General features: G+C 72.6%; 24 protein-coding genes. 12 read left to right on the top strand and 12 right to left on the bottom strand.

Features of this window, described 5'->3' with window-relative positions; all coding sequences use genetic code 11:
- Window positions 1-9: 9 nt before the first annotated feature.
- Entirely contained in the window at window positions 10-954 is a 945-nt protein-coding gene (locus tag ACIQWA_RS06925) for a M56 family metallopeptidase (protein ID WP_402479101.1), read from the bottom strand.
- Between the two features lie 8 nt (window positions 955-962).
- On the bottom strand, window positions 963-1,364 hold the full coding sequence (locus tag ACIQWA_RS06930) for a BlaI/MecI/CopY family transcriptional regulator (RefSeq protein ID WP_402479104.1): 402 nt from the start codon (window positions 1,362-1,364) through the stop codon (window positions 963-965).
- Between the two features lie 116 nt (window positions 1,365-1,480).
- On the opposite strand from ACIQWA_RS06930, the gene ACIQWA_RS06935 reads away from it, so the two are divergent.
- From ACIQWA_RS06935 to crcB, 4 genes are all read left to right on the top strand, one after another.
- On the top strand, window positions 1,481-2,104 hold the full coding sequence (locus ACIQWA_RS06935; RefSeq protein WP_402479107.1) for a phosphatase PAP2 family protein: 624 nt from the start codon (window positions 1,481-1,483) through the stop codon (window positions 2,102-2,104).
- A 283-nt stretch (window positions 2,105-2,387) separates the two neighbouring features.
- Window positions 2,388-2,984, top strand: coding sequence for a fluoride efflux transporter FluC (locus ACIQWA_RS06940; protein ID WP_402479110.1), 597 nt, complete (start codon window positions 2,388-2,390; stop codon window positions 2,982-2,984).
- A gap of 71 nt (window positions 2,985-3,055) precedes the next feature.
- Window positions 3,056-3,397, top strand: coding sequence for a DUF190 domain-containing protein (locus ACIQWA_RS06945; RefSeq protein WP_402479701.1), 342 nt, complete (start codon window positions 3,056-3,058; stop codon window positions 3,395-3,397).
- On the top strand, window positions 3,397-3,765 hold the full coding sequence (crcB, locus tag ACIQWA_RS06950; protein WP_402479113.1) for a fluoride efflux transporter CrcB: 369 nt from the start codon (window positions 3,397-3,399) through the stop codon (window positions 3,763-3,765). The genes ACIQWA_RS06945 and crcB overlap by 1 nt, the downstream gene beginning before the upstream one ends.
- Before the next feature lie 64 nt (window positions 3,766-3,829).
- Here crcB and ACIQWA_RS06955 read toward each other — a convergent pair whose 3' ends face one another.
- The gene (locus ACIQWA_RS06955) at window positions 3,830-4,492 is read right to left on the bottom strand and encodes a class I SAM-dependent methyltransferase (protein ID WP_402479116.1); all 663 of its coding nucleotides are present in this window, start codon (window positions 4,490-4,492) and stop codon (window positions 3,830-3,832) included.
- Window positions 4,493-4,787: 295 nt separating this feature from the next.
- Between ACIQWA_RS06955 and ACIQWA_RS06960 the strand changes: the two genes are divergently transcribed.
- Window positions 4,788-5,696, top strand: a complete 909-nt coding sequence (locus ACIQWA_RS06960) for a hypothetical protein (protein WP_402479119.1) — start codon at window positions 4,788-4,790, stop codon at window positions 5,694-5,696.
- Window positions 5,697-5,764: 68 nt separating this feature from the next.
- On the opposite strand, the gene ACIQWA_RS06965 is transcribed toward ACIQWA_RS06960, so the two are convergent.
- The 7 genes from ACIQWA_RS06965 to ACIQWA_RS06995 form a co-directional block, all read right to left on the bottom strand.
- Entirely contained in the window at window positions 5,765-7,045 is a 1,281-nt protein-coding gene (locus ACIQWA_RS06965) for an MFS transporter (protein ID WP_402479121.1), read from the bottom strand.
- Window positions 7,042-8,202: a PLP-dependent cysteine synthase family protein gene (locus tag ACIQWA_RS06970; RefSeq protein ID WP_402479124.1), complete on the bottom strand. Its 1,161-nt coding sequence runs from the start codon at window positions 8,200-8,202 to the stop codon at window positions 7,042-7,044. The genes ACIQWA_RS06965 and ACIQWA_RS06970 overlap by 4 nt, the downstream gene beginning before the upstream one ends.
- Before the next feature lie 711 nt (window positions 8,203-8,913).
- Window positions 8,914-9,192 carry a hypothetical protein gene (locus ACIQWA_RS06975; RefSeq protein WP_402479127.1) on the bottom strand — a complete coding sequence of 93 codons (279 nt, stop codon included), beginning with the start codon at window positions 9,190-9,192 and terminating at the stop codon, window positions 8,914-8,916.
- Between the two features lie 94 nt (window positions 9,193-9,286).
- Window positions 9,287-9,724, bottom strand: a complete 438-nt coding sequence (locus tag ACIQWA_RS06980) for a hypothetical protein (RefSeq protein ID WP_402479130.1) — start codon at window positions 9,722-9,724, stop codon at window positions 9,287-9,289.
- A 58-nt stretch (window positions 9,725-9,782) separates the two neighbouring features.
- A complete protein-coding gene (locus ACIQWA_RS06985; RefSeq protein WP_402479133.1) occupies window positions 9,783-11,381 on the bottom strand; it encodes a multicopper oxidase family protein in 1,599 nt (532 codons plus the stop codon).
- Window positions 11,382-12,112: 731 nt separating this feature from the next.
- A complete protein-coding gene (locus ACIQWA_RS06990; RefSeq protein ID WP_402479135.1) occupies window positions 12,113-12,643 on the bottom strand; it encodes a serine O-acetyltransferase in 531 nt (176 codons plus the stop codon).
- 160 nt (window positions 12,644-12,803) lie between these two features.
- Window positions 12,804-14,057: a permease gene (locus ACIQWA_RS06995; protein WP_402479138.1), complete on the bottom strand. Its 1,254-nt coding sequence runs from the start codon at window positions 14,055-14,057 to the stop codon at window positions 12,804-12,806.
- Window positions 14,058-15,027: 970 nt separating this feature from the next.
- Between ACIQWA_RS06995 and ACIQWA_RS07000 the strand changes: the two genes are divergently transcribed.
- The 6 genes from ACIQWA_RS07000 (at window position 15,028) to ACIQWA_RS07025 (ending at window position 19,341) form a co-directional block, all read left to right on the top strand.
- Entirely contained in the window at window positions 15,028-15,390 is a 363-nt protein-coding gene (locus tag ACIQWA_RS07000; protein WP_402479140.1) for a hypothetical protein, read from the top strand.
- Between the two features lie 543 nt (window positions 15,391-15,933).
- Window positions 15,934-16,674 carry a ferritin-like domain-containing protein gene (locus ACIQWA_RS07005; RefSeq protein WP_402479142.1) on the top strand — a complete coding sequence of 247 codons (741 nt, stop codon included), beginning with the start codon at window positions 15,934-15,936 and terminating at the stop codon, window positions 16,672-16,674.
- Window positions 16,675-16,959: 285 nt separating this feature from the next.
- Window positions 16,960-17,205, top strand: a complete 246-nt coding sequence (locus tag ACIQWA_RS07010) for a plastocyanin (protein ID WP_402479145.1) — start codon at window positions 16,960-16,962, stop codon at window positions 17,203-17,205.
- Between the two features lie 30 nt (window positions 17,206-17,235).
- Complete coding sequence (locus ACIQWA_RS07015) at window positions 17,236-17,673, top strand: hypothetical protein (protein ID WP_402479147.1); 438 nt, start codon at window positions 17,236-17,238, stop codon at window positions 17,671-17,673.
- A 275-nt stretch (window positions 17,674-17,948) separates the two neighbouring features.
- Window positions 17,949-18,767, top strand: coding sequence for a hypothetical protein (locus ACIQWA_RS07020; RefSeq protein WP_402479150.1), 819 nt, complete (start codon window positions 17,949-17,951; stop codon window positions 18,765-18,767).
- Between the two features lie 349 nt (window positions 18,768-19,116).
- Window positions 19,117-19,341 carry a hypothetical protein gene (locus ACIQWA_RS07025; RefSeq protein WP_402479153.1) on the top strand — a complete coding sequence of 75 codons (225 nt, stop codon included), beginning with the start codon at window positions 19,117-19,119 and terminating at the stop codon, window positions 19,339-19,341.
- Window positions 19,342-19,700: 359 nt separating this feature from the next.
- On the opposite strand, the gene ACIQWA_RS07030 is transcribed toward ACIQWA_RS07025, so the two are convergent.
- Both ACIQWA_RS07030 and sigK read right to left on the bottom strand, forming a co-directional pair.
- Window positions 19,701-20,444 carry an anti-sigma factor domain-containing protein gene (locus ACIQWA_RS07030; protein ID WP_402479155.1) on the bottom strand — a complete coding sequence of 248 codons (744 nt, stop codon included), beginning with the start codon at window positions 20,442-20,444 and terminating at the stop codon, window positions 19,701-19,703.
- Window positions 20,441-21,025 carry an ECF RNA polymerase sigma factor SigK gene (gene sigK, locus ACIQWA_RS07035; protein WP_402479157.1) on the bottom strand — a complete coding sequence of 195 codons (585 nt, stop codon included), beginning with the start codon at window positions 21,023-21,025 and terminating at the stop codon, window positions 20,441-20,443. Before sigK ends, ACIQWA_RS07030 begins: the two co-directional genes overlap by 4 nt.
- A 495-nt stretch (window positions 21,026-21,520) precedes the next feature.
- Here sigK and ACIQWA_RS07040 point away from each other — a divergent pair, with 495 nt between their 5' ends.
- Window positions 21,521-22,201 carry a hypothetical protein gene (locus ACIQWA_RS07040; protein ID WP_402479160.1) on the top strand — a complete coding sequence of 227 codons (681 nt, stop codon included), beginning with the start codon at window positions 21,521-21,523 and terminating at the stop codon, window positions 22,199-22,201.
- Window positions 22,202-22,225 lie beyond the last annotated feature (24 nt).

The following is a 22,225-nucleotide window of genomic DNA, read 5'->3' on the forward strand; positions in this document are numbered from 1 at the left end:
ACCGCCCGCTCAGCCGAGGCGCGCCAGGCGGAGCAGGTGGTGCAGGTCGTGGTACGCCCCGTGTGCGCACAGTACGGTCGCGGCCAGCAGCAGGCCACTGCCCGCCAGAGGCAGGGGGCGGTTGCGCGGGGTGGGGGCGAGGAGGGCGGCGACCCGCCGGGGTACCGGTCCGCCGGCGGCCCGGGGGCGGCGGTGGCGGCCGAGCGCGCCCAGCACCATCTGCGACACCGGACGGACGGTGCGGGTGCGGCGGGCGGCGAGAGCGGCCTTACCGACCGCGACGGCCACCCGGCGCCGGTTGCCGGTAGCCACCGCGGCGCGTTCGTCCGCCCACCGCTCCACCGTGTAGGTGACGGCGGCTGCCAGCGGCCGAAGGACCGGGTTGGCGGCGGCCGCGATCTGGGCCGCGTTGGTGAACAGGTAGTGGTGGCCGCGCAGATGGGCGCGTTCGTGCGCGAGCAGAACCTGGCGTTCCTCGTCGTCGAGCGCGTCCAGCATGCCGGTGGACACCACGATCCGCCCCGGCAGGCCGGGCATGGCGAACGCGTCCGCCGCCGGGTCGTCCAGGACCACCACGCGCCGGCGCCCGGGCAGGCAGGCCGCCTCGTCAGCGGACGCCAGGAACGCCCGGGTCCGGCGCCACAGCGTGCGCGCCACGGCGGTCACGGCTGCGGACAGCATCAGGGCGGCGACCACGGCCACCCACCAGGCGGGCGGCTGGCTGCGCCGGATGACCGGCAGCGACAGGTCGGCCAGGCGCGCGACGAGCGGGATGCGCACCAGGCCGGCGACGGCGAGCAGGCCGAGCACCAGCGAGCTCCCGGCGGCCAGCACGAGGGCGGAGCCGGTCAGCAGCCAGGTGGCCAGACGCGGCTCTAGGCGCTCGGCCAGCGGGCGGGCCGTGAACGCCGCGGCTACGGGCAGGAGCAGGGGGAGGTAGAGCGTGACGTGCACGGGTTCGACTACCGCCCCGGGTCGAGGTCGCCGCCGAGCAGCCGGCGCAGGAGCTGCTCGTCGCCGGTGTCCATCCCGTCGACGAACCGGGTCAGGACCGCCTCGCGGTCGGACTCGCCCGCGAGCAGCTGGTGCATGCGGCGGGCGGTCAGGCCGTAGGAGTCCGTGACCGGCCGGTAGGCGAAGGTGCGCCCGTGCGGCTCGCGTGCCAGGACGCCCTTGTCGTGCATCCTCGACAGGGTCGTCACCACGGTCGTGCGCGCGAGGTCCTCGCCCAGGCGCGCGGAGACCTCACCCGGCGTCAGCGGCCCCTCGGCTTCCTGGAGTACGCGCAGGACCTCTGCCTCCAGGGCGCCGTTCGCCCGCCGCTGAGGCGGCTCGTCACTCGGCCGACGCCCCCTGGTCCCCATCGGATTGGTCTCCCGTTCACCAGTCGTCTACAGTCGCGTAGACGTCTACGCGCGCATAGTCGTCGGCGACAAGTCTGCCATGCGCGCCCGCACCCTCACGCATCGAAGGGCGTTCCGTGACAAGCACCGCCACCACACTCCAGGCCCTGGACGGCTCCCGCATCGACGGCGGCCTCTACACCACGGTCACCGACTTCGCCCGCCACACCCACTGGCTGAACCAGACCGCGCTCTGGTGGACCAGCTACGGCGCCGTCCTCTTCGTGCTGCTGCTCATCGCCGCGTGGTGGCGGGCCCGGCGGGCGGACGCCTTCGCGATGGCCGGCGCCGTCTGCGGCTTCGCCGCCGCCGCGATCGCCTACCTGGTCAACTCCGGGATCAAGGACCTCGTCGCCGAGCCGCGCCCGTGCCGGGCCCTGCCGCACGACTTCCTGCTGGAAGCCTGCCCCGCGCCCAGCGACTACGCCTTCCCGTCCAACCACACCACCGTCGCCTTCGCAGCCGCCGTCGCCCTGCTGCTGATCGACCGCCGCCTCGGGGTACCGGCGATCGTGGCCGCCGTCCTCATGGGCGCCTCCCGCGTCTACGTCGGCGCCCACTACCCCCACGACGTCATCGCCGCCGCCCTCGTCGGCACCCTCGTCACCATCCCCGTCGTACTCGCCGGACGCCGCCTCGCCACCCCGGCCGTCGAACGCCTGCGCACCGGGCCGCTTCGCCCGCTGCTCGCCGCCGGCTGACAGCCGCCCACCGGTGCCCGCCCGGGGAAGGCCCCCGGCGGGCACCGAGGCGTTTCGGACCAGTACTCTGGGATGGAACGACGGCGGAGGGGCTCGCCGCAACCGCGACCGAACCGGTCGCCAACGGTCCCTACCTGGCGCCTGCCGAACCCGGCAGGCTTTCCCACAGGTAGGAGAACCCATGCCCCAGCACCCCGATGCCCGGCCCGACGCGGCCGACCGCGCCACGCCGCCGAGCGGTGGCCCCGGTGAACCGATTCCCCAGCCCGCACAAGGAGTAGGCATGCGCGGCCAGCGCCCGCCCGAGAACGGCGGGCCGCCGCCCGCCGAGACCCTGCCCGTCGACCCCGACACCCCGAGCCCTCTCCCAAGCGAACAGGCCCGCCCCGCCCGCCCCCGCCAGTGGGACGTCCTCGCGGTCATCGCGCTCGGCGGCGGCCTCGGCTCCGTCGCCCGCTACGGCCTCGCCCACGCCTGGGCCACCCCCACGGGCGGCTTCCCGTGGGCGACGTTCACCACCAACATCACCGGCAGCCTGCTGCTCGGCGTGCTCATGGTCTACGTGCTGGAGATCTGGCCACCGAGCCGGTACGTGCGCCCGTTCCTCGGCGTCGGCATCCTCGGCGGCTTCACCACCTTCTCCACCTACACCGTCGAGCTACGCGGCCTGCTCGCCACCGGCCACGTCTCGATCGCCGACGCCTACGCCCTGACGAGCCTGGTGGCCGGCCTCGCCGCGGTGTGGACCGGCATCGTGCTCGCCCGCCGCCTCGGTGGCCTTCCGGTCAGGCGCGGGCCGCGCCGCCGCTCCCAGGCCGGACAGACCGCAAGCCTCAAACCCGAACCCGTCAGCACCGCCGGCCGAGGGAGCGCGCAATGAGCCCGCTGATCCACCGTCACCACGACGAGCCCGCCCCAGACCGCGAGCCCCGGCCGCCGCTGCGCGGGCCGATGCTGCGGATGACCGTCTACCTGGGTGAGACGGACCAGTACCAGCACCACCCGGTCTTCACCGAGATCGTCCACCGCGCCCACCGCGCCGGCCTCGCCGGGGCGAGCGTCTTCCGCGGCATCGAGGGCTTCGGCTCCACCTCCCTCATCCACACCACCCGCTTGCTCGACCTCGCCGAAGACCTGCCCGTTGCCGTCGTGATCATCGACGAGGAACACCGCATCCGCGCCTTCCTCCCCCAGGCCGAGGAGGTCCTCACCGAAGGGCTGATCACCCTCGACCCCGTCGAGGTCGTCACCCATCGCATCGGCCCTGCCCCCACCAGCGGAAAGGCCGGCTGATGGCGGTCCTCATGGTGTTCCTCGGCGGCATGATCGGCGCCCCGCTGCGCTACCTGACCGACAGAGCCGTCCAGTCCCGGCACGACAGCGTCTTCCCCTGGGGCACGTTCGTCATCAACATCTCCGGCGCGTTCGTCCTCGGCGCCCTCACCTGCGCAACCCACGCCCACGGCCTGCCCTCCAGCGCCATGCTGCTCCTCGGCACCGGGGTGTGCGGGGCACTGACCACGTTCAGCACCTTCACCTTCGAAACCGTCCGCCTCCTGGAGGACGGCTCCCTCGCCGAAGCCGGACTCAACGCGATCGGCAGCCTGCTGGCCGGGCTGGGCGCCGCAGCCGCCGGCTACGCGCTGCTGACCTGGCTGTGACCGGCCCGCCGCCCGCCCACGTGGGCGGCGGCCCCGGCATTCGGGGGACGAAGGGCGGTGCCGATCACCGGGGAAGGACCTGGGTGACACGCCACAAGCGGCGCGGCAGGTTGCCCTCCTCGAAGGGATGGACCTCGGTGAGGGTCCAGCCCGCGGCGAGGTCGTCGACCAGCTGACGGGAGAAGAAGTGGACGGCGAATCCACCGTGTTCCCAGATGTCGTCGCCGTGTCCCGTGCCCGAGCCGTGGTGGGCGTCGCCGGTGTGGCGGACGGTGTAGACGAAGACGCCCCCCGGTCGCAGCACCCGGCGGACCTCGCCGACCAAGGCGTGGATCTCGTCGGTGGACAGCGCCATGCACAGCAGCATGTGTGCGAAGACGGCGTCCACCGAGGCATCGGTGAGCGGCAGCGGGTCGCGCACGTCGTGCACCGCGGTGGTGACCTTCTCGGCCAGGCCCTCGGCGGTAGCCCGGGTACGGAGCTGCTCCAGGCCCACCGGGCTGAAATCGGTGGCCAGCACGGTGAACCCCGAACGAGCGAAGAACAGCGCGTCACGGCCGTGGCCGGCCCCCAGCTCCAGCAGGTCGCCCGCACCGGCGGCCCGGAACGCTTGGGCGGCGTGAACTGCCGGCTCCGAAGGCTGGTCGCCGTACATGCCCGGATGGGCCCCGTACGTCTGCTGCCAGTGCTCCTGCTGAGCCCCGGCCAGGTCCCGGCCCTCACCCATCGCGACTCCTCACGCCGTCCCGGCCTCCGCGAGGCCGCCCCCAGCCTAGGCCGCTCCCCCGGCTGGTCGGCTGCGAGGTGCGCGCACGACGTCGTGGTGGCCGACCGAACCGCCCGCTCGCGGGCCACGGCGGCAGCCCGGACGCCGAGCCCCCGCGTGCGAGGGCTGGGAGGAGAAGGCGGTGTCCTCACCGCCTGTCCCGTCCCGACGCCCGAATCACTCCTTCGGGTGGTGATCGGTTCCGGCCGTTCAGGAACGCACCGCTGGGGCAGCCGGTACTGGCACGATGACGCCGGTGGACACCACGGAGATCACGGCTCAGCGTGACCAGGCCGGTTACGTGCTGCGCAAGCTACCCCAAGTAACCCTGCTGTTCTGGGTGTTGAAGACGGTGGCGGTGACGCTCGGAGAAACCTCCGGCGACCTGCTGGGCATCACGTTCGGGCTCGGATACGTGACGACGGCCCTGCTGTTCCTGGCCTTCCTGGCGGCCGTCGCGGTGACTCAGGTGCGGGCCGGGCGCTTCCACCCGGCGCTGTACTGGGCGGTGATCCTCGGCACCAGCATGGTCGGCACCGAGATCTCCGACTTCCTGAACCGCGGCTTCGGGCACGGCAGCGCCCCTGACGGCATCGGTTACGCCTGGGGCGCGGCCATCCTGACCTGCGTGCTCGGCGGGGTCTTCGTGGTGTGGTGGCGCACCGGGCAGAGCCTCGACGTGGAGAACCTCACGAGCCGCAGGGGGGAGATCCTCTACTGGATCGCCATCCTGGTCTCCAACACCCTGGGCACCTCCAGTGGTGACTGGCTCTCCGACGACACCGGGCTGGGGTTCCGCAACGCGTTCTTCCTGATCGCGGCGGTCATGCTGCTGATCGTCGCGGCGTACCTGTTCACCTCCGCCAACCGGACGGTGCTGTTCTGGCTGGCGTTCATCCTGACCAGGCCGCTGGGAGCCGCGGGCGGCGACTCGCTGACCAAGCCGGTCGCCGAGGGCGGGCTCGGCTGGGGGACGTCGTGGGGATCGGTGGTGTTGCTCGGTTCGCTGGCCGCCATGGTCGCGTACCAGACCTGGCAGATCCGCCGGCATCCGCCGGCTCCGCTCCCGGCTCCGTACGACCGCCGCACCGGCCTGCCTCAGCGGCCCAACGCCCGCCTGGTGACCGCTGAGCCGGCCCGGGACCCTGCTCCGGCACAGGTCTGAGTCGGCCACCGGGCCGGGCAGCGCGGGGCGTCAGGCCGTGCCGGGGCGGGGCGGCTCGTGTCGGTGCTTCATGCCACCGCGAGGGCGTCGGAGCGGCTGCTGTCCAGAGCACCGGAGCGGGCCAGCCAGACGACGGCGCCCGCGCACAGGACGCCGACGGCGGTCAGCGCCAGCCACGGCAGTCGCGGGTGGCCGGCTGCCGCGCAGGCGTCCCAGAGCGCGCCGGTCGCCAGGTTGCCGACGGTGATCCCCAGGCCGGTGACGGTGCTGTACAGCCCGTAGTGCGTGGCGATCAGGCGGCCGCCGGACAGCGATACGATGGTGTCCATCTCGAACGGGTAGACCAGTGTGGTGGCGACCGCGATCAGCGCGGCGGTGGCGATCAGCGGGCCCACTGCCTGGACCCAGTGCGAGGGCGTGTCCGGGCGTGCGAGGACGTGGTCGCCGGTGAGCGGCGGCAGGAATGCGGCGGCCATCACCGCCAGCCCGTGGACCAGGGAGCGGGTCGGTGACCACCGCTTCTTGGCCCAGGCGGTGATGCGCACCTGGCCGAGCGCCGCGATGGCCGCCGAGACGGCGAACAGGACGGTGGTGACCTCGGCCCCGTGTCCGGGGGCGGTGCGCTCGGCCCCCAGGGGCAGGGCCAGGTACACCTGGAATGACAGCACGTAGGAGCCGATCATGGCCGCGGAGAAGAGCAGGAACGGCCGGTTGGAGACGACGGTTCGCCAGTCGGCGAGCACCCCGCGGGCCCCGGACCTCTCGGCCGGGACGACGGGCTGATCAGGCAGCATCCGCAGCTGCACCACGGTGAGCGCGAGGAAGAGCAGTGCCGCCACGGCGCAGACGGCCTGGAAGTCCCAGGCCAGCAGGGCCAGGCCGATCAGCGGCCCGGCGAACATGCCGGTCTGGTAGAAGACGTTGAAGAGCGCGAACGCCTCGACCCGCCGCTCGCCGGCCGCCTCGGCCAGGTAGGCCCGCACGGCCGGGTTGAACAGCGCGCCCGCGAATCCCGTGGCGGCAGACGCGGCCACCAGGGCGGGCAGGGTGTCGGCGACGCCCAGCAGGGCGAAGCCGGCCGTGCGCAGCACGCATCCTGCGATGATCATGCGGCGGCAGCCGAGCCGGTCGGCGAGGGTGCCGCCGAGGAGGAACATGCCCTGCTGGCTGAGGGTGCGCACGCCGAGCACCAGCCCGACCGCCCAGGCCGCCATGCCGAGTCCGCCGGCCAGGTGGGCGGCCAGGTAGGGCATGAGCATGTAGAAGGCGGTGTTGATGGTGAACTGCTGGACCATCAGCAGGCGCGCCGGTGCACTGAAGGACCGGAAACCGGCCGTCGCGGCGCTCACCGGGCAGCTTCCGAGGTGTTCGTCGCGGGGCGGCCCGCCGGGGATCCCGGGGGTGGTGTGACGCTGGTGCAGCGGGTCCACCGCTCGACGGTGCGCTCCTGCTGGGTGGCGATCTCGTCGGGTTGACGCGCGGGGCACCGGTCGAGCAGGTCGTGGGAGCGGCAGTAGTCGTCGCTGTAGACGGTGTCCCAGTAGCGGGGCATGCCGTCGGGAAAGATCGCGGCGATCCGGTCGCCGGGCGGCTGCGTTCGGGCCAGCCAGCCGGCCACCAGGGAGACCGCGCCGACACTCCAGCCGCCGCTGGGGCAGTTGTGGCGGGCCAGCCGGCGGCAGGTCCACACCGCCTCGTGGGGCGCGACCCAGTGCACCTCGTCGAAGGCCGCGTGGTCGACGTTGCCGGGGTGGATGCTGCTGCCCAGTCCGCGCATCAGCCGCGGTCCGGCGCTCTGGCCGAAGATGGTCGAGCGGATGGAGTCGACTCCGACCAGGCGCATGTCGGGGAAGAACTTGCGGAGCGCGCGGGCGGTGCCGGCCGAGTGGCCTCCGGTGCCGACGGCCGCGACGAGGGTGTCGATCCGGCCGAGCTGGAAGACGAGTTCCAGGGCGAGTCCGGTGTAGGCGGCGGCATTGTCGGGGTTGTTGTACTGGTCGGGGCACCAGGCGCCGGGGACGTCGCGGAGCAGTTCCCGGACGCGGGTACGGCGCGCCTCCTGCCAGCCGCCGAGCGGGTGCGGCTCGGCCACGGTCTCGACCCGGGCCCCGAGGGCGCGAAGCTGATGCAGCATCAGCGGCTCGATGCCCGGGTCGGTGACCAGGACCACCGGGTGGCCGTAGGTGGCGCCCGCCAGGGCGAGCCCGAGGCCCATGGTGCCACTGGTGGACTCCACGATAGTTGCCCCGGGCGTGAGTTGGCCGCGAGTGCGGGCGGCGGCGACCATGTGCAGGGCGGGGCGGTCCTTGATGCCCCCGGGATTGGCGCCCTCCAGTTTCGCCCAGAATCCACGGGGTGCGGGGCAGAGCGGCTCCGCGATCCGCAGGACGGGGGTGTGGCCGACGAGGTCGGCGGGAGAGTTGCGGGGTGCTCCGGCGGGTTGGGGCAGGTCGTGGGCGATGGGCGAGGGGTGGGCGCGGGTGGACCCGCGCAGGGCGGTGCTCATGAGTGTGCGTCCTTCCGGTCCCCACCGTGCGGGGGCACCGAGCGTCAATTCGCTGACAGGGGGCGAGCCGGGAGCTGCCGACCAGAACTCGGGCCGACAGTAGGCTCGCCTAGGTGCGACTGACGCAGGAGAGGGAGAGGATGTGTGCGCCGCCCGTTCCGGGCGATCCGTGGCGGCGCCGACCAGAGGGATGGCGCCGGCGGGGTCCGGGCAGTGCGCCGAGGAGCAGGGCCGGCGCGATCAAGGTGGGCGCGGCGGGGCCGCCCACGACAGCTCGTAGATCAGCCTGGCTGTCGGCAGGCTCGCAGCAGCCGGTTCCGCCTTCGTCGTGGCCCGCCGCATCGACACGGCAGTCAACCGGGGCGTGCGGTCCCGTGGCCGGGACATCGTCAGCGGGCTGCGCGGCTGTCGCGGCAGTCAGTCGGAGCCCTGAGCCTGCCGAGTGCCCGCACAGGAGTGCGTGCCCTACGGCCAGCAGAGCCAGGGCGGCCAGCACGGCGGCGGCGAATGTGCGCGCCGTCCGCTGCCGTGCTTGACCCGAGTCCATGGCTCTGATCGTAGGTGGAACATTGCCTTCTGCAGCCATTTGACTACTTATGGGTGAACTGCCGTTTTTCGGGAACCTGGGCCCCTCGTTCTGCCGTCGAGCCGCTCGCGACGTCCCGCCCTCGTGGCGGGAGCGTCGCGAGTGGCTCTCAGCGGACTCTCATGTCATCCGGCGGAGGCGGAGCTGCTCGGCATGCCGGGCATGCCGCTCATGTCCATGCCGCTCATCGACGGCATCGGGCCGGCCGGCGAGGAACTCGTCGACGGCATGGGACTCGTCGAGGCCGGGCTCACGGACGGTGAGCTGGGGGACATCGAGCCGCCGCTCATCCCCGGCATGGAGGAGCCGGAGGAGCCACAGGCCGCAAGCGTCAGGGCGAGTGCGGCGGTGACCACGACCACGGCGGCGGTACGGCGGCGGACAGGCAGACAGGAAGCAGACATGAATGATCTTCTTTCGAGGAGAGCGCGTCTGGATTGCGCGCGGATCGGCAGGACACGGCGCCGCCCCTCAGGATCGAAGGCGCGGCGGCGGTCCTCAGTTCCGCATCACGCACACCAGGAGCAGGACGCCCCGTCCGCAGATCGGCGGACCTCGGCGCCGGGCACCCACCGCTGCGGGTACCAGCCGCAGAGCCAGAGCCGCCAGAAGGATCACGAAGAACCCCGCGAGCGGACCGCCGTGCGGGACGAAGGGGCCGCCCCGCGCGGACGTGGACACACACAGGGCCCCATCCATCACCGACGACGACACCCAGGTCGCCGAGCCCGCTGAGAACATGCGCACAGGTGAGGCGACCGTGACTGCCCGGTCGGTAGCCTGACGCATCGTGCCGGACGATGCGGGCATGGTGCCGTGGCATCCGCCGGCGGCCGCGGCCGGATTGCCGTGCATCAGGATCAGCCCGAGCACCACCGCCAACATCGCCGCCGCCCGGACCCGCGGCCGGATGCGTGCCGGATCGTCAGTGCGCACAGCTGGGTCGTCCTTCCTCATCTCGGGCGGGCTGACTGCGAGGGCGGTGCCGCTTGGCTCATGCGGTGTAGGCGACCAGGCCCATCATCCCGCTCTCGCCGTGGTACAGGTTGTGGCAGTGCGTCAGCCACTGGCCCGGGTTGTCGGCCTCGAAGTCACACTCGACCGTGGCGCCGGGCAGCACGATGACGGTGTCCTTGCGCGGGCCCCGGGCGCCGGTCTGGAAGGTGTGGCCGTGCAGGTGCATGGGGTGCCACATGGTGGTCCTGTTGACGAACTGCAGGCGTACCCGTTCGCCGCTGCCGACCGTGAATGGGTTGGCGGTGGGGTTGTTCATGTCGAAGGATTTGCCGTTCAGCGCCCAGTCGTACGTGGCCATGCCGCCGGTCAGGTCGATCCGGTGCGTCCGGTCGATCTTCTTCGCCGGCAGTTGGACACTGTCGTCGGCGCGCAGGTCGGTGGAGGCCAGGATGCGGCCGTCCAGCTCCGCGGGGCGGGTGGTTGGTGAGGGGGCGGTGCCGGAGCCGGTGCGCACCAGCGCCATGCCGACGGCGTTCTTGCCCTCGGCTAGCGCGGTGAGAGGGAAGACGCCGTCCTTCAAGGTGACGAGGACGTCGTAGCGCTCGCCCATGCCGAGCAGCAGCGCGTCCACCTCCTCGTGCTGCACGGGGTAGCCGTCCGTGTGTGTGATGGTCATCCGGTGGCTACCGAGGGCCAGCCGGTAGGCGGTGTCGCCGCCGGCGTTGATGATCCGCAGGCGCACGCGGGTACCGGGCTTGGCCTGGTAGACGTCCGGTGCGGTGGCGAGCCGGCCGTTCACGAGGTGGTAGGGATAGTTGACGTCCCCCGCGTCGCCACCGAGCAGCTTGCTGGTAGCGCCCATGAGCATGAACGACGGCATCCCGGCCGTGCCGCCGGCGGACGGCGAGGCCGACACGCCGCCTCCCATGTCCATCCCGCCCATGCCATTCATGTCCATTCCGTCCGGGGACGACGACGGGGTGCCGCTCATGGCCATGCCGCCCATACCCTTGCGCAATTCGGCGAGGACCTGGTCGGGGGTGCCGGTGACACCGTCCAGCCAGTCGTCCAGGACCACGACCCATTCGGCGTCGTAGGCCAGCGGCTCCTTCGGGTCCTCGACGATCAGGGGGCCGTGGAGGGCGCGGTCGAGCTGCACGCCGGAGTGCGGGTGGAACCAGTAGGTGCCTGGCTGCTCGGCGATGAACCGGTAGGTGAAGGCGGTCCCGGATTGCACCGGTCGCATGGTGACCGGTGGGACGCCGTCCATGTCGTTGCGAAGGGCGAGCCCGTGCCAGTGGACCGAGGTCGCGCTCGGCAGGTGGTTGTTCAACGTGGCGACCATGGTGTCACCGGCGGACAGCCGGAGGCCGCCTCGCGGCAGGTCCGCGTACATCCAGGTCTGGACGCTCCTGCCTCCCAGGTCCATGGATCCGGTGGTGGCGGTCAGCGTCACCGTCTTCTCCCGGCCCGTGTTCCGGCGCCGGCTCTCGGCCTCGGCGACGGCGCCGCCGGAGGGGCTGAGCAGGGAAGGGGAACCGGAGGAGGGTGCGCTGCCGGAGCAGGCGGCCAGCACTCCGGTGCCGGCCAGGCCGAGTCCGGCCAGCAGGAGGGAACGGCGGTTGATCATAGTCATGGGAACTGTCTCTCGTCGTCGCAAGGGCGCATCGGGGACGCGCGAGGGCTGACCGAGCGGCGGAGCGAGGTCCCGCTCCGCCGGATCCCTACGTGCGAGAGATCGACAGTTTCGACAGGTCCGGCGGTGGCACTCCCGACCGGGAGGGGAATCCGTGCCTGGCGGACGGGTGCGCCGGTTGGTGTGCGGTGGTGGGAGCGGATCCTGCGTGCGGGGGTGGTGTCAACTGCTTGTTCTGCTGAGGCATTCCCGCGCAGTGCTGCTGCCCGCCGCACGAGGACGCGCCGCCCACGGACACGTGCGGGTGCGTGACCGAGGCCACGGGCTGCGCGGTGCGCGGCGCGGTCAAGGCCGCACCTGCGGACGGTTCAACCGGCGCCGGCATGGCGTCCATGCTCCCGATGCCGGCAGCCTTCGGGAGCATCACCGCCTCGGCGCCGAGCGAGTGGTGGGCGATCAGTCCAAGAAGCGTCATGACCAGGACGAGCAAGCCGCCCGCCCTGCGGGCGAGCCCCGCACGGCCGGGAGTCGACCGGGCAGCAAGCCACACCGGCCCGGCACCCCCGGCCACGGCCCGGCGGCTCACTCGGGCCACGGTTCGGATGCTCACCCGGCTCACTATACCCCCAGGGGGTAGTAATAGTGCGCTCGGGCTGCCGCCCCCCACGTCACCGTTCGGCGAGTAGAACCCGCCCCGCCGCACGACCGTGGCGGGGGCGGCACGCGCGCGATCACGACCCTGGCGGATCCACCATCCGTGAGGGCTGCCGTCCGGCGCGCGCCCGGCCGGGCTCCGGAGCCCCTTCTCCGTGCTGCGCCCCAGCGGCGGAATTGCGGTACCCGATCCTCCGCGCCGGGACGCCGGCCCAGATCTCATCCGGCCCGGTCGAGGTGGTCAGGACGGCGTTGGCCCCCACCACCGTGCCCCGGCCGATCGTCAGCACGCCCTGCTTGCACACGACCTTCGCCCCGGCGCACAGGCAGACGCCGTCCTCGACGACGATGCGGTCCATGGCGCTCGCCGCCTGCGGGACCCACGGATCGGCCCGGCCCAGCGTCACCCCGTTGTAGAGCGTCACGTTCGCGCCGATGGTGGTGAGCGGGTGGATCACCGTGCCGAACCCGCGATGGAAGACCCGCAGACCGGGTCCGACCTCGACGGCGGCCGGGACTTCGACGCCGTACAGCGCCAGGACCTCCTGAACGAGCCTGCCCAGCATGGCACTTCTGCGCCGGTAGATCAGCGCGGAGACGAGCGACATGGCGCCCAGCCTGCCACCGCCGGCGCGGCCGGATCCCGGATCGGAGGGAATCCGCCACGCACGGGGGACCTGTCGGGCAGCCGTCCGATATCCAGGTCCGGGCTTCTTGAAGGAGTCGGCTCTGGGTCCCTGCGGTGACGCTCACGTTCGGCGCGGCGGATCAGTGGTGGTGGGTGTCGCCGGCCCCGGATTCGTCCACCGGCCCCCGAGCCGTGTGATCGTGGTCGGCGTGCCCGGGTCCGTGGTGCGGGTGACCGCCGCGGTCGTGTCCGTCGTGACCGGCATCGGGTGAGCCGCCCATCATCCTCAGCATCGCCGGGCCGCCGGTGCGCCGGAAGCGGACGAGCAGCGCGGCGGTCAGCAGCAGGAAGGCGATGTTGAGGACGGTGGTGTAGTTCCAGCTCACCCCCTCCGTCGGGATCTTGGCCTGGGCCTGGTCGGGCACCAGGCCCAGGCCGCCGAAGACGAACTCCACGACGTAGCCGGCGACCACCATCGCGGCGTAGAAGGTCGCGGCGATGAAGGCGGCCATCCGCGCGCCGTAGTACTTCCGGTAGATGTTGAGGATCGGCAGGATCAGCAGGTCAGCGAAAATGAAGGCGACCACCCCGCCGAAGCTGATCCCGCCCTTCCAGAGGACCACCGCCAGCGGCACGTTGCCGATCGAGCAGACGAAGGAGAGCACCGCGACCAGCGGCCCGACCAGCGGGCCCCAGAGCTTGCTGGCCAGCGGGTGCCCGGCGAAGAAGAAGGAGTGCCAGAAGGAGTCCGGCACCCAGGCGGCGATCGCCCCGGCGATCAGCAGGCCGACCACGAGGTCGCGCAGGATCGCCGCCCACTCCATGACGAAGACGTGCGCCACCGAGGTGAAGCCCTCACCCGAGAACAGCCGCCCGGCGAAGGAACCCTCGCGCCGCACGGACATGTCCATCGCGGCGTGGCCCTCCATCGACCCGGCCAGGCCGCGCTCGGCCTGCTCCCGCGCCCCGCGCAGCAGCCTGTCGCGCAGGAACAGGCGGAACAGCAGCGCCAGCAGCACGATCATGACCGGGCCGCCGACGAACTCCGCCGCCGTGAACTGCCAACCCATCAGCAGAGCCAGGATCACGCCGAGTTCGACGACCAGATTGGTCGAGGCGATCTCGAAGGCCATCGCCGCGGTGAAGTTCGCGCCCTTGCGGAAGAGCGAGCGGGCCAGTGCGACGGCGGCGTACGAGCACGACGAGGACGCCATGCCCAGCGCGGAGGCCACCACCAGGGTGCGGGGGTGGTCGTCGCCCAGCATTCGGACGATCGTCGCTCGGCGCACGACCGCCTGCACGACGGCGGACAGCGCGAAGCCGAGGATCAGGGCCCAGGTGATCTCCCAGGTCATCGACCCGGTGATGGACAGCGCGTGAAGAATGGCCTGCATCGCTACCGCTTCCTCCGTCGTCGTGCGGCGCCGGCCACCGCCGTACCCACTGTGGGGCACCACCGCAGGCTGCCGCCTCCCTGGACCACCCGCGTGGCGCACCCGAGTGATTTACACCAGGAGGATACCCCCGAGGGGTATTAATCTGCTACGTTCGCGACATGGTTCAGCGCAGAAGGCCGATCCCGATCTCAACCCCGGGACCGGGCAGGATCCGGCATGTTCTGGTGCGCGCGCAGCGGCCCGGCGGGGGACGCCAGGACCGGGGCGTGGCAGCGCCCGCCGCGGGCCGAGTACGCCGACGAGCGGTGGGCCACCAGTACGGATGAGCTGTCAGCCGTCGGCGTATGCGGCGCTAGGTACTGCGCGTCACGCCGTCGTGGGACCGTTCGGGTGGTCGTCACCGGTCGGACCAGTCCGCCTGCGGAGGTGGACGTGGTTCTGGACCCGGCTCGGTCGGTTGTACGGGGCGCGGTGGACCCGTTCGGGTGAATCGGCGCGGTTGCGCCCGTCCGCCCCGAATCCGGGGCCGAAGCCACCGGAGACGGTGTTTGACGGCAGCGGCGGGAGTGTGGTGGCGGTGGTCCTCAGGAGGCGAGCGGTGTGGGTGCGGCCCGCAGCCGGCGGGGACCGGCGGCAGATCGTGGACCTGATCCTGGCGGACCGGCTGGCGGCTCCATTCGGGCCTGCGGTGCGGGAGCTCGATGCCTGGTGCCACGGCGGGGCGGTGGTTGTCGCTCATGATGGTTTCGGCGTGGTCCTGGGGGCGATGGCGCTGCATCGCCAGTCGGCGGCTGGGCGCCTGACGGGGGGTGTGACGTGGCTGCACTGCCGGGAGAATCCAGTGGTCGCGGCAGTCCTTGTCCAGGCGGCGGTCGAAGTAGGCGCGGGCCTGGCCGCGGTCACCGCTTTCACCGACCCAGCCCCGTGGGCACCTTGTCTTCCGGGGCTGCCACTGCACGACCGTCCGGTGACCACGGAGGCGTTCGCGGACGCCGGGTTCCGCGCGATGGACCAGTGGCTTCTACTCCGCCGGCCCGGGGGGCACACCGCGGACGAGAGCGCCCCGGACGCCTTCGGTGGCGTCCCGCCACGGTGGATCGTGCCCGATGGGGCCCGCAACGGCATGCCGCGCCCCACACGGCCCGCCCTGGCCCTCGCCCGGTGGCGCGAGTGCCTGCACGCTTCGCTGGAACACCTCGACCACACCGGCGGGAGGGATGCCCTGGCTACCGTCGACCTGCTCACCCCGGGCGCCTCCGCGCGCTGCCACATCCTGGAGCAGGCCGGCTTCACCGAGATCGACCTGCTGCGGTCACTGGCCCTGACCTGAGCACCCCTCACCTGCGAGGGCGGGCACCCGCAAGCCGATGTCACCTTGCCGGGATTCACGCCACCCGTGGAGGTGAAAACGGGGGCTGTCCAGGAGCCTGGACCAAGCCCGGCGCCGGCGGGTGCCGAAGGCGGGAAGAAGGAAGTCCGGCATCCGGCCGGACCGGGAGTCCGAGACGGGACATGATGGCCGGCGAACACATCGACACCCGACTGCTGGAAGAACTCACCGAGCAGTCACAGGACCTGAACAGCGACGCGATGCGGATCACCCGCGGCGCGCTGACCGACTCCGAGCAGAGCGCGGACCCGGCGCGCCGCTGGTGGCAGCGCGGCGGAACGCTCGCAGCGATTGCCGGCGGGGTGGGCCTGCTGGGCGCAGCCCGGCCGATCGCGGACTCACCGTCCGCCTCCGCCACCGTGACGGCGGACGACATCAAGGCGCTGCAGACCGCCGGCTGCCCGCCGCGGCCGGCAGCGTCGGCTTCCCCGACGCCTTCTACAAGACCGACAACGCCTCCCCGATCACCGAAGGGACCCTCCAGTGACCGCCGACCATACCTGGGAGCCCGCCATCGGCGAGGCCGAACTCGCCCGTCTCACCCGGGACATGGACCAGGCCCACCGGGCCACCCTGCCGCTGATGCACGCCGCGGGCGCCGACCTGGCCGAGGAGCTCCGCACCCGCCGCACCGAGAACGGCGACATCGACGACGGCGCCGGGCTGGACGCGAGCCGTCGCCGGTTCCTCCTCGGCGCCGGCGCCGGCGGCGGCGCCGCCGCCCTCGTCCTGGCCGCCTGCTCCAGCAGCAACAGCAGCCCGGCACCAACCAGCCCCGCATCCCGCATGCCGGGATCGCCGGCGGCCTCCGGCCAGTACACCGGCGGCCTCAGGGTCGTGGCGCTGGCCGCCACGCTGGAGAACCAGGCCGCCCTCGACGCCGCCAAGGACGGCAAGCTCGGAACCGTCCCCCCGGCGATCGCCACCTTCGTCACCACCGCCATGGCCCAGCACGCCGACCACGCCAAAGATTGGAACGCCGTGCTGACCGGCGCCGGCCTGCCCGCGATCACCAATGTGCCGCTGTCCAACCAGGCAGACACCATGGCCGCGCTCGGCAAGGCCGCCTCCGTCGGCGACGTCGTTAAACTCGCCCTCGACCTGGAGGACCGGGCCGCTCAGACCTACCTCTTCGCCACCTACAACGTGACCAGCTCGGCCGGCATCGCCACCGCCGCGCGCATCGCCCCCGTCGAGGCCATGCACCCCGCCATCCTCAACTAAACGTGCTCGGCCAGTACCCCATCCCCGACGACTTCGCGCCCGTCGACAAGGCCGCCAGCCCCGCCCTCCTCACCGTCTGAACAGGCGGTCCCCTGAACCGGGCGCGCCCCTGCCCAAGCGAGCACCGCAGTGATCCCCCGGTGATTCCTCCCGGCCGCCGTACTGCTCGCCTGTCTGGTCACCGCTTGCGTCAGCGCCGCGACGAGCCCTGGCCACCAGAGCACCCCACCGGCACCGACCAGCCGGAGCAGCGCGCCGGCAGAGTACAACGACACCAGCGACGCCGTGCACGTCGCCATCAGGAACTTCCGCTTCGAACCGGCCGAGTTCACCCTGCGCCCCGGCGGCACCATGACCGTCACCGACCACGACTCCACCGCCCACACCCTCACCGCCGCCGACCGCTTCTTCGACACCGGCACCATCGCCCCCGGCGCCACGCGACGTTCACCGCACCGCCACAGCCCGGCGCCCACCCCTACCCCTGCACCATCCACCCGTTCATGCACGGCACCCCTCACCGTCACCTGACCCCGACCCGGAAGGAACCCTCAGCCCGCCGTGACCGCCACCGACACGCACGACCGCGTCCGCCGACTGCAGAACACCGAGACGGCCCTGCGCCTCGTCGCCGCCACCGGCCTGCTCATCGACGCCGCCGTCCACCTGCACCTCGCACACCGCTACGACCCGCTCGTCGCGGTCACCGTCAGCCAAGGCGCCCTCTTCCGCGTCGAGGCCGCCGCCGCGACCCTCGCCATGGCCCTCGTCCTCGTCCGGCGACGTGCCGCCGCGGACCTCTACGCCCTCGCCGTCGCCGCCGGCGGCCTCGCCGCGCTCCTGCTCGACAGCTGCGCCGACATCGGAACCCTAGGCCCGCTGCCCGGCATGTACGAGCCCTCCTGGCCGGCCGCAAAGACTCTCACCGCCTGCGGCCAGGGCATCGCCGCAGCCGCCCTCCTCGCGCTGGCGGCCGGACACCGCCGGCACCACCCGTAGCACCGGACGGCCGAACGGGGCGCCTGCCGGGTCTGCCCGCAAGCCCCGGCGGCAGCTTCCCCGTCCGCCGCGCCGCGGCGCGGCAAGCGTACAGCCCGGGGTGCCGCCGTTGGGCGGAAAGGCCGTCCATGCCCCGAGTGTCCGGCGCGTGGTGCGCTCTCGCAGCCGGTGTCGTGTGCCTTCATGAAAGGCCCGGTCCGGCATCGGAGCCGGCCGGCCATCACCTCCTGCACGTCAGCCGACGGCTGCGGGAGCCACGAGAAGGAGAGTTCCGGATGCGACTTCGCGTTTCCACCCGCAGGCACCTGGCCCGGGCCGGGGCCTGCACCGCCAGCGTCATGCTGGCCGTCGTCTCAACGGTGGGCCTGGCCACCGCCACCGGCACCCGGGCGGCCGGTGACGGGTTCGGCCCGCCGCCGATGGGCGAGCACACCATCCAGCCGCTGAAAAACCCCTGCACCACCGGCGAGCCCGAGAACCTGTGCCGCAACATCGGCGTCACCGACGGCTGGTTCAACGGCCAGGACGTCAAGTTCCTATACACCCAGAACTACTTCTGCGACCCCAGCGTCACCTCCGGCGCCGACAGCGGCTGCGAGGTCGGCCAGAAGTTCAACACCGTCCCGCCCGGCACCACCTCCGAGGCGTTCACCGACCCGCTGTACATCCCGGTCCCGCTGTTCAGCCCCGCCCCGGCCAACCTCCAGTGCCCCGCGGGGCCCTGCGTCGACCACCCGATGACCATCGACCTGTCCCGCATCGCCGCAGCCCTGGGCGCCAGCCCCGACGCGCTCAAGAACGTGCCCGTCCCCGGGCACGACCACATCATCGCCGACCGCAACATGGACCGCCCCGAATGGTGGCCCGTCTACGTCATCGGCGTCACCAACCCCGACTCCTTCGCCAAGATCCAGCACGGCAAGGACCTCGCCACCGCCACCCGCCTCGCCCAGGACCCCAACGCCGGCGTCACCGCCCCCATCCCCACCAACCTCTTCCTCTGGTTCCAGACCCTCGCCGGAACCAGCGACAACTGCCCGCCCGACGACACGTACGGCAACGGCGACCGCCAGGGCACGGCTGCGAAGAGCTGACGGCCTAGCAGTCCGCGAAAGGACTCACAACCGGTACGCCGGCCGGTCACCGGCACCGGCACCGGCACCGGCACCGGCACCGGCACCGGCGAGACGATGACCTGACGGGCACTCGAACAGCGCCCGTGCCGCCCCAGCTTCCAGGCCCGGCGGCACGAGCACCCGGTCTTCGGCACCCACCCCACTCCGGACGGGCCGCCGACCGGAACACCGCCCGTTCGGCCCACCCACGCCCGTCCCATCCCCGGCCCCGCACCCGGCAATCCGGGCTAGCCCCGCCGCACGGCGGGCATCGTCCGCCCGGGCGCCCACCGCGCCCCGAGTCCACCCCACTTGCGAGGCGATCGCCATGCCCGACATCAAACCTGTGCGCGCCGCCGTGTTCTGCGACAACTGCGGCTGCAGCTGCGGCTGCCCCAAGCTCTTCCTCGGCCCGGCCGCACCGGCCGAGCGGCGCATCCGCATCACCGACGACTTCGGCCAGCAGATCCACCTGCGCGCCGAACAGTTCGCCGACCTCCTCGGCCAGGCCATGACCGGCCCACTCGACCACATCACCGCACAGAGCGCGTAACGGCCCACACGCCGACGCCACGCCCCGGTCCGGCAGACCACAGCCGGCTCCAGGAGATCCACACCGCGCCACGGCCGCACGCCGTCCATTCCCGTCGGCCGGCCGGCCGATGCCCTACGGGACGCGGGCCCGACTCCTTCGGACCCGCCTTCGGGGAGTGCAGCAGGAGCCGTGCCCGCCCGCGCGGCGAACAGCTGGCCTCGCGTTGGCCGGGCGCTGCGGCCCCGGGAAGCGCCGTCGCCGTCGCCCTGCCCAGGCCGGGAGCTCGTATCCGACGTCCCAGGCGGTGGCCCGGAACTGCCGCGCGCTGTCCCCTGACAGTGACCCGACCGGCGAGCAGCCGGCCGGGCCGTCTCGGGTCAGGTGAAGGACAGGAGCATGACCGGCGCCGTGGTGGGGTGCGCGGAGCCGCCCGCGGGTTCGACGGTGACGCCTATGCCGCGGGCCCCGTCCAGTGGCCCGGTCAGCAGGAGGACGCCGTCACCCGTGGTCAGCAGCCCCGCCGGGCGCATCGTCCCCGAGTCGTTGAACCACAGCTGGTAGGTGGTGCCCGCGGCGGGTGAGGGCATGCCGGAGGCCAGGAAGCCGGCCTGGCCCCGGCTGTTCGACCACACCACCGTGCCTACGCCGGCCCCACCGGCGGCGGCCCCGGTGGCGGTGCGGGCGTCGGACGCCGTGAGCAGGGCGGCGAAACGGTCCTGCTGCTGCTGGAGCGCGGCGGCGCGGGCCCGGGCCTGCCCGGCCTGCTGGTACTGCTGCACGGCCACGCCGCCGACGCCGGTGGCCAGCGCCAAACAGGCCGCCAGGGCGAGCTTCGCCCAGCCCCTGCCGAAGCGGCGGCGCCGGTAGCCCGGGACCGGAGCGGTGTGCGGGGCTTCCTGGCGCAGCGTGGGCAGCGCGGCCATCACCCGGGTCTTCAGGGCCGGCGGGGGGAGGACGGCCTGGGCGGCGCCGAGCCGGGCGAGGGTGGCGGCGAACTCGGCCACTTCCTGGGCGCAGGCCGGGCAGTCGGCCAGGTGGCGTTCGAAGTCAGTGCTCTCGGCGGGGTCGAGGGCGTGCGCGGCGTAGGCGCCGGTGAGGGTGTGCAGGTCGGCGGCGCTCATGCTTCTACCCCCAGGCAGTCGCGCAGGCGGATCAGTCCGTCGCGCATGCGGGTCTTGATGGTGCCCAGCGGGGCGCCGAGGACGTCGGCGACCTGGGGGTAGGTGTAGCCGCGATAGTAGGCGAGCGTCAACGCCTCGCGCTGGAGCCCGGTGAGCGTCCTCATGCAGCGCCGTACTTGCTCGCGTTCCAGCCTGCCCTCGACCTGCTCGGCGACCTCGTCGAACTCGGGGGCGCGGGAGGCGGCCGCGGCGCGCCGGTCACGGTCGGCTGCGGCCTGTGCGGAGCGGATCCGGTCGACGGCGCGCCGGTGGGCGATCGTGAGCACCCAGGGCATCACCTCGCCGCGTTCGGCGCGGTAGCGGGCGGCGGTGCGCCAGACCTCCAGCATCACCTCCTGGGCGACCTCCTCGGACTGTGCGGGATCCCGCAGCACCCGGCGCACCAGGCCCAGCACCGGGGCGGCCACCGTGTCGTACAGCCGGGCGAAGGCGTCCTGGTCGCCGCGGGCGACCTTGGCGAGGAGCTCTTTGAGGTCCGGGCCGGGCCGTCCGGGGCCGGGCAGGTGGACGACGGCGCTCATCCGGCCGCTCCCCGGGGGCAGCGGGCAAGCGGCGGGCCCCACGGGCGGACGGCGGGCATCACGGACCTCCCACGACGCGGCCGGACAACGAGTACCGGCCAGGTGAACACAACTGCTTGGCATGTGGTCTTCGGGACCGGTGGGCCTGCGGATTGGCCCCGGCCGGCGCCAGTTTCCCCACCCGCCGTGTTCGCAGGCCATCGCAGTCCTACCCCGCCGGGCCATTCACCCAGCAGGCCCCGCTTCCAGGAGCGGACCGGCCGCCGCTAGCCCGCGAGCGTCCGGCCCTCGGCGGACCTGCAAGCCGCAAGCCGCCTGTCGGCACCGGGAGCCCTGGGGGCGCGGGGCGAAGGGGCGTGGACGACAGGCAAGGCCGCACGCACACGTGGGCGAACCAATCCACCGGAGCCGGGCGGACGAATCCTTCATAGGAAGGTCGGTTCGCCCGTGTGTCGCACTGGCGGGCCGCGAATCTCTCCGCAAGGACCGATGATCATGAAAGCCAGATTCCTCGCACCCGTCCTGACCGCCGTTCTGCTCGGCGCCGGTACCGTCCCCGCCTTCGCACACGGCGGCGCGGGCGGTGACAACGAGGGCCGCGACGGCCGTTCGTTCGCCGCCTCCCCGTTCCTGTCGCCCCACCGCTCGCAGTTCAGCCTCGCCGTGCTGCTGCCCGTACCGGGCAACCACGTCGACGGCTCGGGACGTGCCACCGTCGTCCTCAACAGCGACGACACCGCCCGGATCACCGTCGACGCGCGCGGGCTGCTCGACGGAGCCCCGCACGCCATGCACATCCACATCAAGGGCAACGGCGAGTGCCCCGACGCCAACGCCGCGACCCTGCACAACGGCCACCTGGCGATCAGCACCACCGACGGACTGTCCGCCTACGGGCCGATCGGCACCTCCCTCACCACCAGCGGCGACACCAGCCCGGCCAGCGCCCTGGCCGTCGACCGCTTCCCCGCCACCGGCACGTTCCACTACTCCCGCACCATCCAGCTCACCAACGACGTCGCCCAGCAGGTCAGGGCCGACAACGCCGTCGTGGTGGTCCACGGCATCGACTACAACCACAACGGGAGATACGACAGCGTCCTCGGGCCCAGCGAACTCAACCCCGCCCTGCCTCAGGAAGCCACCGCCCCCGCCCTGTGCGGCCCGCTCGACTGACCACCCCGAGGCCGGTACCCGCCG

The sequence above is a fragment of the Kitasatospora sp. NPDC098652 genome (assembly GCF_044760155.1).
Classification (GTDB): domain Bacteria; phylum Actinomycetota; class Actinomycetes; order Streptomycetales; family Streptomycetaceae; genus Kitasatospora.